Below are 13,116 nucleotides of genomic sequence, written 5' to 3' on the forward strand. Positions count from 1 at the left end.
ACCGGTCGGGCGCATATATCCCCGGAGCTCTGTCGGTGCCGCGTGCCAGGATGGACGCGTGCCGCAGACCGTATTCACCACGCCGCTCATCGGCCGGGACGAGGAAGTCGCCCGGCTCTCCGGGGTACTGGAGCGCGCCCGCGCCGGCGAGGCGCGGGCCGTGCTGCTCGCCGGGGACGCCGGCGTGGGCAAGACTCGGGTGCTGGACGAGCTCTCCGGGCGGGCCGTCCGGGACGGGATGACCGTCCTCACCGGTCACTGCGTCGACCTCGGTGACGTCGGTCTGCCGTATCTGCCGTTCACCGAGGTGCTGGGCGTGCTCGGCGGCGACGAACGGTTCGCGGACGTCCTCGCGTCACATCCGGTGGTGGACCGGCTGCGCGGCGCGGCCACGGACGCCGGACACGACGTGGGCGGCAGGCTCCAGCTCTTCGAGGGCATGGCGGCGCTGCTCGCCGACCTGGCGGAGATCGCTCCGCTGCTGCTGGTCCTGGAGGACCTGCACTGGGCCGACCAGTCCTCCCGTGACCTGCTGCGGTTCCTGCTCAGCCGCGGGATCCTGCAGCGGTCCGCGGGCGGCGCACCCACGCACCGGCTCGCGGTCTTCGCCTCCTACCGCGCGGACGACCTGCACCGCAGGCATCCGCTGCGCCCCCTGCTCGCCGAGCTGGTGCGTCTGCCCGCCGTCGAGCGGGTGGAGCTGCGGCCCATGGCCGACGCCGAGGTGACCCGCCTGGTGCGCGCGCTGCAGGACCGTCCGCTGCCGGACGCCACGGTCCGCGGCATCGTCGATCGCGCCGAGGGCAACGCCTTCTACGCGGAGGAGCTGCTCGCGGCCACCGACACGGAGGCGGGCGGTGTGCCCAGCGGGCTGGCCGACGTCCTGCTGATCCGGATCGAGCAGCTGTCCGACACCGCCCAGCAGGTGCTGCGCACGGCCGCCGTCGCCGGGCGGCGCGTGGAGCACGACCTGCTGCGGGACGCCGTGGGACTGCCCGAGGACGATCTGGAGGCGGCGCTGCGCGAGGCGATCGGCCGCCAGCTGCTGGTCCCCGGCGGCAACGACACCTACGCCTTCCGGCACGCCCTGGCCCGTGAGGCGGTGTACGCCGACCTCCTCCCGGGGGAACGGGCCCGGCTGCACGGCACGTTCGCCCGGCTGCTCGCGGGCCGCGGCCATCCGGCCGAGAGCGCGGCCGAGCGCGCCCATCACTACCGCGAGAGCCACGACCTGCCCGACGCGCTCGCCGCCTCCTTGGAAGCGGCCGGACACGCCGCGCGGGTGGGCGCGCCCGCCGAGGAGCTGCGCCACCTGGAGACCGCCCTCGACCTGTGGGAGTCCGTGGATCTAGCGGCGCGCCCCTCGGGCGACGGCGTCGACCGGGTGACGCTCACGCTGCGCGCCTCGGCCGCGGCCGCGCACGCCGGTGAGTCGCACCGGGCGGTGTCGCTCACCCGCGCAGCCCTCGCGAGCACCGGCCAGGACACCGACTCCGAGCTCGCGGCCCGGGTGCGCTACACACTGGCGGGCAATCTGATGAGCGTCGACAGCCTGACGGCCGCGTTCGCCTACAGCAGCGAGGCGCTCGCGATGATCCCCGCCGAGCCGCCGAGCCGGACCTGGGTGTGGGCGGCGGCCACGCATGTCATCGCGGCCCGCCACATAGGGGAGAACGAGACGGCCCTGCGGGTCGCCCGCCAGGCCCTGCGGGTCGCCGAGCAGCTGCGGGTCGCCGACGCGCAGGCCGACCTCCTGATCTCCCTGGCCATCCTCGAGGGCGGCGGCCGCCGCATCCCGGAGAACCAGGAGCGGCTGGCCGAGGCCCGCGAGCTGGCCCGGCAGGCGGGCAACGCCCCGGTGGAGATGCGCGCCCTGTTCAATCTGGCGGTCGGCTGCTTCGAGGCGGGCAATCTGGAGGGCTGCCTGCCATGGGTGACGGAGGGCTTGGACCGGGCCCGCCGCGCCGGGCTGCTGTCGTCACCGTATCCACTGGAGATGCGCTATCTGCACCTGCTGGTGCTGTACACACTGGGCCGCTGGGACGAGTGCGTCCGGGCCGCGGAAGCTGACGCGGCCGTCCTGCCCGCGGCGGGCGGCTACACCATGGGGCCCGCGCTGTATGTGGCGCTGGCCCGCGGCGACCTGCGTGCGGTCGAGCGGGCCCGGGCCCTGCTGGAGGGGCCTTTCGACTGGATGGCCACGCTGATCGCGAGCCTCGCGCTGACCGAGGCCGCCGTGCTGCGGGGCGAGCCGGAAGCGGCGGTGGAGCGCACCCGTGCCACGGTCGCCGCGCTGACCGACGACTCGGGCCGCCTCCCCGACGTCACGGTCCGGTTCGCGGCGCTGGCGCTGACGGCGGTCGCCGACGCGGCGGTGGAACTGCGCGCGGCCGGCGGCGAGTCCGACCGCTGGAAGGACACCGCGGACGAACTGGTCGAGCTGGCCCGGCGGACGGCCCGGCACGGCGAGCACGGCACCCCGCAGGGCCCCGAGGGAATGGCCTGGCTGGCCCGTGCCGAGGCGGAGTGGCTGCGGGCGGTCTCCGGTCCGGACGCGGCGGCCTGGGAGAGGTCGATGGACGCGTTCGGTTACGGCGACGTGTACGAACACCTGCGCAGCCAGGTGCGGTTCGCCGAGGCCCTGTTGACCGCCGAGCGGCGCGCGGAGGCGGCCGTGCAGGCGCGCGAGGCGAGAGCGGTGGCTCAGCGGCTCGGTGCGACTCCCCTCCTGGAGCGGATCGACGATCTCGTACGACGTGGCCGGCTCGCCGACACCCCCTCCGAGGGGGAGCGCCCCTCGCCGCTGACCGCCCGTGAGCAGGACGTGCTGCGGCTGCTCGCGCGCGGCCGCAGCAACCGGCAGATCGGCGAGGAGCTGTTCATCAGCGGCAAGACGGCCAGCGTCCATGTCTCCAACATCCTGGCCAAGCTGGGCGCCGCCAGTCGTACGGAGGCGGTGGCGATCGCCTACCGCCAGGGGCTGATCGCACCGGAGCCGACGGCGTCGGGCTGATCTCAGCCCGTGCGGCTCCGGCTGTCGCAGTCGAGACTGTTCAGGTCGACGGCGTCGGCCATGGCCTGCATGCCCTTGTCGTTGGGGTGCAGATGGTCGCCGCTGTCGAGCGCGGGGAGCATGCGCTCGGGGTCGTAGGGGCTGCGCAGGATGTGGTCGAGGTCGGTGACGGCGTCGAACTCACCGCTGTCGCGGATGAAGGCGTTGACCTCCTGGCGTACCTGCTCACCGGCCGCGTCCCATTCCGACCAGCCCTTGTACGGGCCGACGGTGGCGCCGACGACGCACTTGCCGGCTGCGTGGACGCGCTCGACGACCTGGCGGTAGCCGGCGATCAGGTCCTGGGCGGTGACTCCGGTGTGGGCCTTGATGTCGTTGACGCCCTCGAAGAAGAAGACGGTGCGCACGCCCGACTGGGAGAGCACGTCGCGCTGCAGTCGCTTCAGGGCGCTCTGGCCGCCGCCGTCGGCGAGGATCTTGTTGCCGGAGATGCCTTCGTTCGCCACGCCCTGGACGTCGGCGTCGGCGGCGTGCAGCCGACGCGCCAGGTAGTCGGGCCAGCGGCGGTTGAGGTCGCTGGAGGACTGCCAGCCGTCGGTGATGGAGTCCCCGAGGGCCACGACGGCTCCGGTGCCGGCGAGGGGGCGCACGGTGACGGCGTCCAGGTAGAACCAGGAGCCGAGCACCTCCGTCCACTGGTCGGCGCCCTCCTCGGCGGTGTGGTCGCCCTGGGTCGCGTAGGAGGTCTGCATGGCCATCCAGTGGCCGGTGGCGGGGCCCGCCGCGTCCGGTGAGTGGATGCTGACGACGAGGTCGGTCGCGGCGGGGATCCTGCCGGGGAGGGGGTCGGTGAGGACGGCGCCGCCCGCGGGGACGGTGACGGAGCGGGCGCCGTCGAAGGTCAGCGGGCGGTTGCTGCCGTGGACCAGTTCGGCGCCCGCCTTCTGGATGCCGGCGTAGACGCTGTCGAAGGTCACCGGGCGGTCGCCGAAGGCGTTGGAGAGCCGGACCCGCAGGTCGCGTCCTGCGACGCTGGTGTGCACGACGAGCCGGTAGCCCCGGTCGGCGACCGCGTTGCTCATACGGTCGGCGCTCGCGCCCCAGGTGATGACGTCGCGGCGGTCGGCGGGCGCGCCCGTCACGGTGAACTCGGGCTGGTCGGCGGACGCGTGGACCGGTGTGGCCTGGACGGTGCCCGCCAGCAGCAGGAGTGCCCCGAGGCGGCGGGCCCGGGCGAGGCGGGCGCTCACCGGGCGAAGTCCCTCAGCGTGACCGAGGCGCCTGGTCGGAGGGTCACGGACCGGGAGGTGTCGCCGTGGGCGACGGTGGTGGTGCGGCCGCCGACGCTGCGGATGCGCACGTCGGTGGGCTTGCCGTCCCGCCAGCTCAGGTCGACGACGAAGCCGCCGCGTGCGCCGACGCCCCGCACCGAGCCCGACGCCGCCCAGGCGTCGGGGAGGGCCGGCAGGAGCTCCAGGTGGCCCGGGCGCGAGTACAGCAGCATCTCGACGACGGCGGCCGGTGTGCCGAAGTTGGCGTCGATCTGGAAGACGCCGTCGCCCGGTCCCAGTTCGTAGATGTCGAAGAGGTTGGGGGCGGTGCCGTTGCTGCCGTCGGCGGAGGGGCGGAGGTTGTTCACGAACAGCTGGTAGGCCTTGTCGGCGTCCTTGAGGCGGGCCCAGCACAGACCGCGCCAGGCGTTGGCCCATCCGAAGCTGTTCATGCCGCGCGCGGTGAGGAGGGCCGTGGCGCCGGCCACGATGTCGTCCGGGGTGGAGCCGTCCGGGCGGATGCGGTCTCCGGGGAACAGTCCAACGAGCGGCGACAGGTGACGGTGGGTGGTCTCACCGAGGTTGTCGGGGCTCATCCACTCCTCCAGCCAGCCGGTCTTCGGGCTCACCTGCGGAAGGTACAGCTGCTTGCGGAGGCCAGAAATCCTCGCCGCGGCACCATTGTCACACCTCAGCTCGGCCGCCGCAGTGCAGAAGTTGCCGAACAGCGTCCATACGAGTTCCTGGGCGTAGGTGATGCCCTTGGCGTCGAGCGGGCCCTGTTCGGGCGACCAGTCGCTGTCGGCGATCAGAACCTCGCGCGAGCTGCCCGGCAGGGTGGTGGTCAGCAGCCGCGCCTCCCAGAACTCGCAGGCGCCCTTGAGGAGGGGGTAGATCTTCTTCAGATGGGCCCGCGACCGCGTGTACTCGTAGTGCTCCCACAGGCTGTTGCACAGCCAGGCGTTGCCCGCGGGGTGCCACCACCAGCCGCCTCCGCCGTACGGGTTGGTGGAGATGGCGATGGTCCAGCCGGCGTTCTTGCCGCTGGAGTTGCGGTAGCGGTTGCGGGAGTCGTTGAACAGACGGCGGGTGAGGTCGGTCCAGGACGGGAGCTGGGCGACGCAGTAGTCGGTGAGTGCGTCGAAGCAGGAGGACAGTCCCGCGCGGTCGGCCATCCAGTAGTTCATCTGGAGGTTGATGTCGGTGTGGTAGTCGCCCATCCAGGCCGGGTCGTTGCCGTCGAGCCAGAGTCCCTGCAGGCCGAGGGGCAGGCTGCCGCGCGATCCCGAGATCATCAGGTAGCGGCCGAACTGCACGTAGGCGGCTTCCAGTTCGGGGTCCGGGTCGCCGGCCTCCGTGCGTGCCTTGATCCGCTCCCAGGTGTCCAGGGAACGCTGGTCGGCGGAGGACTCACCGAGCGCGATGTCGAACTGCCCGAACAGGGCGCGGTGGTCGGCGACATGGGTTCTCAGCAGGGTGTCGGCCGAGTGGGCGGCGGCGTCGCGGACCTTCGTGCGGGCCAGCCGCTCGGGGTCGAGCGAGGGGTCGCGGAAGCCCTTGGCGGCGTCCGGCGCGTAGTCGGTGCCGCCGCTCAGCACCACGGTGAGGTCCCTGCAGCCGGCGAAGTCGATCCGCGAGCCGCTGACGGTGACCCGGCCGCCGGTGCCGTGGGCGGTGACGGCGGCGCCGTACTTCAGGCCGTTGGGGAACGCGGCCCCGAAGGCGAGTGCGGCGCCCTCGCCGTGCATGCCCTCCAGGGTGACGCTGCCGGTGTAGTGGCCGCCACCGCTCTGGGTGAAGTGCAGGACGATGACGTCGTCGGGGCGGCTGGCGAAGATCTGCCGGTGATAGGTCACCCGCGAGCGGACGTACGACGTGGTCACCACGCCGCGGGCGAGATCGAGGGTGCGGCGGTAGCCGGAGACGGCGCCGAGGTCGTGGTCGGGGAGGTCGACGGTCAGTTTCCCGAGCAGGGTGAAGGAGCCGAAGTTGTCGCGGTCGTAGGGGAATTGGCCGTCCGCGTCGAGGGTGTCGTTGAGGTTGCCGGTCCACATCGTGGCGTCGGTGACGAGGAGCAGTTCGCGGCCGGAGTCATTGCTCGCGAGGGCGCCGAGGCGGCCGTTGCCGACGGGCAGGCCCTGTTCGATCATGGAGTTCCCGTCGGCGGGCGCCTGCCACCAGAGCGTGTCGCGTGAACTGCCGTGATACGAACCGGTGTTGTCGGGTCGCTCCGGTGCCGCGTGCGCGGTGAAGGCGGGCAGTCCTGCCAGGGCAACGCCCGTGGTGGCGGCAAGTGCGAGCAGGTCGCGTCTGGGCAGGTGGGACGGATCGGTGTGCATGGCGGCTCCTACGAAGGGGGTCAGGAGGACTTCGGTACGTCGATCCGGTCGATGTCCGGCGCGTAGCCGTTGCCGCTGTCGAAGGTGATCGTGTTGGAGCCGGCCTTGAGGGTCAGCGGTACGGAGACCGCTCCGGTCGTCCCCCAGTCGCCGGTCGACGGGAACTTGTGGCTCGCCCCGGCTCCGCCGTTCGCGGAGACGGCCACCGAGCGGGCGTCGCCGCTGACGTAGGCGATCCTCACCTGGTAGGTGCCGGCCTTGGGGACGACGATGTCGTTGAAGGTGAGCTTGCCGCCGAGGTAGAGGTTGCCGACCTTCTTCGCGCCGGAGCAGGCGGAGCAGTCGGCGACGGAGGCGCTGCCGGCCAGGGTGTTGGAGGTCGCCTCCGCCTCGTATCCGGTGAAGGCGAGGGCGCTGCCGCGCGGGGTGACGGTGAACAGGCGTGAGCCGTGGGCGGGCAGGGCTTCGGTGATCCTGTCCTTGAAGCTGCCGAGGTTCTCGTGGTTCCACAGGTCACGGACGGCGGCCCGGCCGGTGAAGCCGAGCGTGGCCCAGGCGGCGGAGACGGACGCGGGGCGGTCGGCGAGGTTGAACAGGGCGACGGTGTAGCTGCCGTCGGGGTTCTTCGCCGCCCACACCTGCTGCGGGTCGGACGGGGTGAGGGGCTGTGCGGGCGGGGTGTCGCCCTGGTTGACGGCGATGACCTCCTTGTTGGTCAGGAGGGAGACGCCGTAGGAGTCGAGGCGGGTGAGGTCGTCGCCGGTGTAGAGCGGGGACTTGGCGATGGCCCACAGGGTGGCGTAGCTCTGCCGCTCGGCCTTGGTCAGGCCGTCCATCTCGCCGTTGCCGACGTCGAGGGAGTCCAGGTCGTTCCAGCCGCCGGGGCCTGCGTGACGGGTCCAGGCGGGGGCGTCGTCCCAGCGGTCGTCGACGGAGTTCTCCCAGCTGACGAGGGTGTTGCAGTAGCACTCGACGTCGGTGTCGATGCGCCAGCCCTGGGAGTACTTCTTCCAGTCGGCGGCGTGCCCGATGTCCAGGGACCAGGACAGTTCCAGGTGGATCGGGCGGCCGGTGGCGGCGATGGCCTTGTTCCAGGCGGCCACGTCGGCGACGTTGTCGTACTGGTCGCCGCTCTTTCCGGAACCGGGGCCGACGCCGTCGAGCTTGAGGAAGTCGTAGCCCCAGCCGGCTATCAACTGCGCCTGTGAATCTATGTACTTCTGGGTGCAGGGGCGGGAGAAGTCGAGCTTGTAGGAGCTGTCCCAGCCGTTGGTGGTGCGCAGGTCGCCGTAGACGATGTCGGCGGTCGTGCAGCCGTCGGCGTTCCAGATGGGGGACTTGCCGTCGTCGTAGGCCTCCTTCTCCAGACCGGCGGGCAGGTAGATGCCGGCCTTGAGGCCCTTGGCGTGGATGCGGTCGGCGACGGGCTTCATGCCGTGCGGGAAGCGCTTCGGGTCGGCCTTCTGGCGGCCGTACTCGTCGTACTCGGGCTTCCAGGCGTTGTCGCGCCACCAGCCGGCGTCGATGTTGACGTACTCGTAGCCGTACTTCTTCAGCTTGGCGGCCAGGGCGTCGGTCTGCTTGGTGACGTTCGCCTCGGTGAGGTAGCTGTAGTCGCCGTCCGGGTTGAGGCCGGGGTACTTGGAGGACTGCATGCTCCAACTCGACCAGCCCATATAGGGCTTGGCGGCGGACGCGTCGGAGGTCACGGACACGGCGGGCGCCGCGGGCGCGGCCGTGGCCACGGGGGCGACGGTGACGGCACCCGCGGCGAGCGCCAGGACCACGGCGGCTCTCAGGGTGCGTACGGGCATGACGGAGTACGAGGATGACCGCATGGGTCGTACCTCCAGGGGGAGTCGGTTCAGCGGCTCGGGGGCGGGTCGTCGGGGGTGATGAAGGACTGGATCGCGGTGGCCGCGGCCCCGCGTGCCCACTCCTCGAAGGGGAGCGGGCGGGTCTGTACGTCGCAGTGGGCGGCGGAGCCGAAGGCGGCCTGGGTGAAGGTGTCACGGATCTGCTCGGCGAACAGGTCGTAGCCGGCGAGTCCTTCGCCGGAGATGATCACGCGTTCGGGGCCGAACAGGTTGGCCACGGTGGCGATGCCGCGGCCGATCGCCTCGCCCGCCCCGGCATACGCCTCGCGGGCCCCGGCGACGCCCCGGTGGGCCAGCGCCAGGGCCTCAGAGGTGTCGGCCACCTCGACGCCGGTGGACTCGCGGATCCGGCGGAGGATCGCGGCGTCCCCGGCGATCGCCTCCACGCAGCCGCGGTTGCCGCAGTGGCAGGGCGGTCCGGCCGGGTCGACGGTCACATGGCCGATCTCGCCGGCGACGCCGTGGGCGCCGGCGACGACGCGCCCGTGCACCACGAGGCCGCAGCCGATGCCGGCTCCGACGGTCACCACGGCGAAGTCGGCCAGGCCTACGCCGGCCCCGAACCACTGCTCGGCCACGGTCAGGGCGCGGACGTCGTTGTCGACGGTGACCGGCAACCCCGTGGTCTTGGCGGCGAGTTCGGCGAGGGGGACGTCCCGCCAGTCGAGGAAGGGCGAGTAGCGCACGACGCCTTCGGCGCGGTCGACATCGCCGGAGACGGCCACGCCGAGACCGAGCACCGGTGCGCCGAAGTCGACGGCCCCGGTGCGCAGTTCGTGCACCAGCTCCCCCATCACCGCCAGTACGGCGGTGTCCTGGCGGTCCGTCAGGGAGATGCGCCGGGCGATGCGGATGCGGCAGCACAGGTCGGTCAGGACGCCGATGAGTTCGCCGCCGGTCGCCTTGAGGCCGATGAACAGGGCGCGTCCGCCGTCCACGCGCACCAGGCTCGCGGGCCGTCCGAGAGCGGGGCGCGCCTCCTCGTCGGCGCTCTCCACGAGATAGCCGGCTGCCAGCAGCGGGCGGACGGCCTTGGTGACGGCGGCGGCGGACAACCCGGCCCGACGGGCGGCCTCGAGCCTGGTGAGGGGGCCCTGGGACAGCACCGTGGTGAAGATCTGCGAGGCGGCCGGCGTATGGGCCGGGAACGTCTCGGCGGGCGGGGTCGAGCGCATGGCCGGGAACCTAGAGCCATTAATTTACGCTGTCAATAAAAGAGACAGGAATCGCCTGAAGGTTCTCTGTGCGGTGCCTGTGGTGTCTCCCCGCCCTCCCGCGACACGGTGTCCGCCGTGTCGCGGGAGGTGGCGCCGGCGTGATCAGCGGTGCGCGGCAGGGGTGTTGGCGGCGGTGACGTTGACCGCGGCCCAGGCCTTGTCCACCGTTCTGTACTCGGTGCTGCTCTGCCCGTAGAGGTCCTTGGCCGCCTTCAGCGTCGCGACGCGCGCGCCGTGGAAGTCGGTCGTGGAGACCATGTAGCGGGTGAGGGCGCGGTAGAAGACGGCGGTCGCCTTCGTGCGGCCGATGCCCTTCACCGTGGAGCCGTCGTAGGTCGGCGAGTCGTACGTGACGCCGCCGATCGTCTTGCGGCCGCTGCCCTCGGCGAGCAGGTAGTACGCGTGCGAGGAGACACCGGAGCCGGAGTGCACCTCGGCGTCGTAGGTCTGCGGCGACCAGTAGTCGATCGTGCCCTCCAGCTTGTCGAGGGACGGGTGGTCGAGCCGGCGCAGGAACTTCTGGTCCAGGCCGAGCTTCTCGCCGATGAGGTAGTCCGGCTTGTCCTTGGCATTGTTGGTGAAGTACTCGACGTTGACGCCGAAGACATCCGCGAGGGACTCGTTGAGGGCGCCCGGCTCTCCGTACTGGTTGCCCTGCGCGTCGATGCGGGTGGGCTCCAGCTTCGCGGTGGCGTCCACGACGCCGTGGGTGAGCTCGTGGTCCGTTACGTCCAGCACCACGAGCGGCCGCTTGAACATGTCCCCGTCGCCGTCGCCGTAGAGCATGCAGTCGCAGTCGGAGTCCCAGAACGCGTTGGCGACCTTCTTGCCGAAGTGGACCAGGGCGTGGGCGCCCTTGCCGTTGTTCTCGATGCCCTTGCGCCCGAAGGTCTTCTTGTAGAAGTCCAGGGTCTTGGTGATGCCGTACTGGGCGTCGGCGGCGGCGCTGTTCCGGCTGGAGGTGGCGCCGTTGCCGAAGACGTCGTTGCGGGTGGTGATCTTCTTGCCGCGGCCGAAGGTCTCCAGCTCCTGCCCCTTGGCGTCCCGGGTCTCGGTGCCCCAGCGCGTGGGGTCCTTGAGGAGGTAGCTGGTGCGCGCCGTCCGGGTGGTGGTCAGCGGTATCTGCCCGACGAAGAGGGACTTGCCCGTGCCGTGGGCGGTCGACGGGTAGCGCGCTGCGGTCGCCGACCGGGGGGATGCCGGGGTTCCGGTGGATCGGGAGCCGAGGTCTGCGGCGGGTTCGAGCTTCTCGCCGCGCTCGCGCAGGGTGTCTACCAGCTCCGGCGAGAGGAACGCGTCGCTGTCGGGGGTGTTGCTGCGTACCGTGCCGGTGACGGCGTCGATGACGACGGTGCTGGAGCCGCTGCCCTCGGTCACGCTGCTGCCATTGACCCGTATCCGGTAGGCGAGCGCGGACCCGCCGTCCCGGGCGTCCACGACGAGTTCGGCGGCGCCGGCCTCACCCTTGGCGGCCGTCGCCGCCTTCTGCTCGGCCTGATCCGCGGAGAGCTTCGCGGAGGTGGCGGCGGCCGGCCTGACGGTGTGGCCGGCGGCCCGGGTGACACCCGCGTACGCCAGCTTCCCGGTCAGATGGACGACGAGGTCACCGCCGAGGACCGGCAGACCCTGGTGGGTCCGGGTGAAGCGGACGTGCCGGGCACCCTCCGGGTCGATCATGACGTCCTCGGCCCGCAGTTCGTCGCCCTGGGAGACACCGGTCGCCGAGGAGTGGGCGAGCGCGGCGGCACGCGCGGCGGACACCACGGACGTGGCGGATGCTGCGGTGGCGGTGGCGTGTTCCGTCCCCGTGGCGGGAGTCGCGAAGGCGGTGCCCGCGAGGCTCGTGGCGGCCGTCGTCACGGCGACGGCGACCGCCACGCTGCGTATGTGCGGTCTGCGCACTGGTGGGGGTTCCTTCCTCGCAGGGCGGCCGGACGCGCCAACCGCCCTGACGCATGGCGCCGTTGAGCGCCATGGGGGCTGGTCGGGCCCGGGACGAAACCCTTTCGGACGAGTCATGTCCATGTAAAGACTAAAAAAGAAGTTTCCCGGCGATACATGGCGATACTCCGCAATTCCCATCGCTCGGTGATCACCGGGTCACCAACGGTTCGTTGTCCGTGGAGATGTGACGGGACGGAAGAAAGTTGCCTCGTGTGAATGTGACCCATCTCGCATCCAAGAGCGCTCTCCTGGGAACGGTCGTGCTCTCCCTCCTCGCGGTCCCCGCGCACGCCGCCCCGGCCGACGTGCTGCCGAAACCCGACCTCACGGGAGTGCAGAACGTTCTGCGCACCGCGCTCAAGCAGGGCGCACCCGGCGCCATGGCGCGGATCGACGACCACGGCTCGGTCACCCGGGCCGCCGCGGGCGTTGCCGACCGCAAGAGCAAACGGCCCATCAGCAACGCCGACCGGTTCCGCATCGGCAGTGTCACCAAGACCTTCTCGGCCGTCGTGCTGATGCAACTGGCCGACGAGGGCAGGCTGAAGCTCGACGCCTCGGTCGACCACTATCTGCCGGGGCTGCTCCCCGACCGCAAGATCACTGTGCGGCAGGTGCTGGGCCACCGCAGCGGGCTGTACGACTACACGAACGACATGTTCGCCAAGGCGGTTCCCGGCTTCGAGGAGGTCCGCACCAAGGTCTTCGGCTACCGCCAGCTGGTGGACCGTTCGCTGCGGCACGCACGCACCAACGCGCCGGGCGCGGCCTACTCGTACTCCAACACCAACTTCGTCGTCGCCGGCCTGCTCATCGAGAAACTGACCGGCCACTCGGTGCGGACGGAGTACCAGAACCGCATCATCAAGCCGCTGAAACTGCGCGACACGTTCTACGTGCACCCGGACCGGAAGATCCCCGGCCGCCACGCCCGCGGCTATCTCACCCCGGACCGGGCGGGCGCGCCCCTGGTCGACGCCACCGAGCAGACGGTGTCCTGGGCGCAGAGCGCGGGCGCGGTCATCTCCAGCACCCGCGACCTCAACACGTTCCTCTCGGCCCTGCTCGGCGGCCGGTTGATGTCGTCGGCACAGCTCAAGCAGATGGAGCACATGGTGCGGGTCGACAGCACCCAGGCCTACGGCCTCGGGCTGCGCCGCCGGACCCTGTCGTGCGGCGTCTCGGTCTACGGGCACACGGGCGCCGTCCAGGGCTATTACACCTACGCGTTCGCCACGAAGGACGGCAGGCGCAGCCTCGCGGCGCTCGCCAACGCCTCCAACAACGGCCGTGTGCTCACCACGATGCTGGGCACGCTGGAGTCCGCCTTCTGCGGCAAGAAGACCAAGAACGTACGCCGTCCCGCGCCGGCCGCCCACGTGCGTGAGGACATCGCCCCCGGGGCCGCGCGGGACTGATCCGGCGGGAACCCGGCCGCCCTGGCGGACGTTGTCC

7 protein-coding genes are annotated in these 13,116 nt (G+C 71.5%); 2 read left to right on the forward strand and 5 right to left on the reverse strand.

The features are described 5' to 3' along the window. Window positions 1-58: 58 nt before the first annotated feature. Complete coding sequence (locus MQN93_RS21640; RefSeq protein WP_242710866.1) at window positions 59-3,013, forward strand: helix-turn-helix transcriptional regulator; 2,955 nt, start codon at window positions 59-61, stop codon at window positions 3,011-3,013. Between the two features lie 2 nt (window positions 3,014-3,015). Here the strand turns inward: MQN93_RS21640 and MQN93_RS21645 are convergent, their stop codons facing one another. The 5 genes from MQN93_RS21645 to MQN93_RS21665 all read right to left on the reverse strand — a co-directional run bounded on the left by MQN93_RS21645 (window position 3,016) and on the right by MQN93_RS21665 (window position 11,619). Continuing rightward, the gene (locus tag MQN93_RS21645; protein ID WP_242710867.1) at window positions 3,016-4,263 is read right to left on the reverse strand and encodes an SGNH/GDSL hydrolase family protein; all 1,248 of its coding nucleotides are present in this window, start codon (window positions 4,261-4,263) and stop codon (window positions 3,016-3,018) included. Further along, entirely contained in the window at window positions 4,260-6,623 is a 2,364-nt protein-coding gene (locus MQN93_RS21650) for a glycosyl hydrolase family 95 catalytic domain-containing protein (RefSeq protein ID WP_242710868.1), read from the reverse strand. The genes MQN93_RS21645 and MQN93_RS21650 overlap by 4 nt, the downstream gene beginning before the upstream one ends. A gap of 20 nt (window positions 6,624-6,643) precedes the next feature. Continuing rightward, on the reverse strand, window positions 6,644-8,461 hold the full coding sequence (locus MQN93_RS21655; protein WP_242710869.1) for an alpha-galactosidase D: 1,818 nt from the start codon (window positions 8,459-8,461) through the stop codon (window positions 6,644-6,646). Between the two features lie 26 nt (window positions 8,462-8,487). Beyond that, window positions 8,488-9,675, reverse strand: a complete 1,188-nt coding sequence (locus tag MQN93_RS21660; protein WP_242710870.1) for an ROK family transcriptional regulator — start codon at window positions 9,673-9,675, stop codon at window positions 8,488-8,490. A gap of 144 nt (window positions 9,676-9,819) precedes the next feature. After that, entirely contained in the window at window positions 9,820-11,619 is a 1,800-nt protein-coding gene (locus tag MQN93_RS21665; RefSeq protein ID WP_242710871.1) for a M4 family metallopeptidase, read from the reverse strand. Between the two features lie 260 nt (window positions 11,620-11,879). Between MQN93_RS21665 and MQN93_RS21670 the strand changes: the two genes are divergently transcribed. Further along, window positions 11,880-13,079: a serine hydrolase domain-containing protein gene (locus MQN93_RS21670; RefSeq protein ID WP_242710872.1), complete on the forward strand. Its 1,200-nt coding sequence runs from the start codon at window positions 11,880-11,882 to the stop codon at window positions 13,077-13,079. The last annotated feature ends 37 nt before the right edge of the window (window positions 13,080-13,116 follow it).

The organism is Streptomyces spinosisporus, assembly GCF_022698145.1.
Taxonomy (GTDB): domain Bacteria; phylum Actinomycetota; class Actinomycetes; order Streptomycetales; family Streptomycetaceae; genus Streptomyces; species Streptomyces spinosisporus.

Coding starts and splice junctions, on each gene's coding strand:
- MQN93_RS21650 (WP_242710868.1), bottom strand. CDS start 6,623: ATGCACACCGATCCGTCCCACCTGCCCAGACGCGACCTGCTCGCACTT.
- MQN93_RS21655 (WP_242710869.1), bottom strand. CDS start 8,461: ATGCGGTCATCCTCGTACTCCGTCATGCCCGTACGCACCCTGAGAGCC.
- MQN93_RS21660 (WP_242710870.1), bottom strand. CDS start 9,675: ATGCGCTCGACCCCGCCCGCCGAGACGTTCCCGGCCCATACGCCGGCC.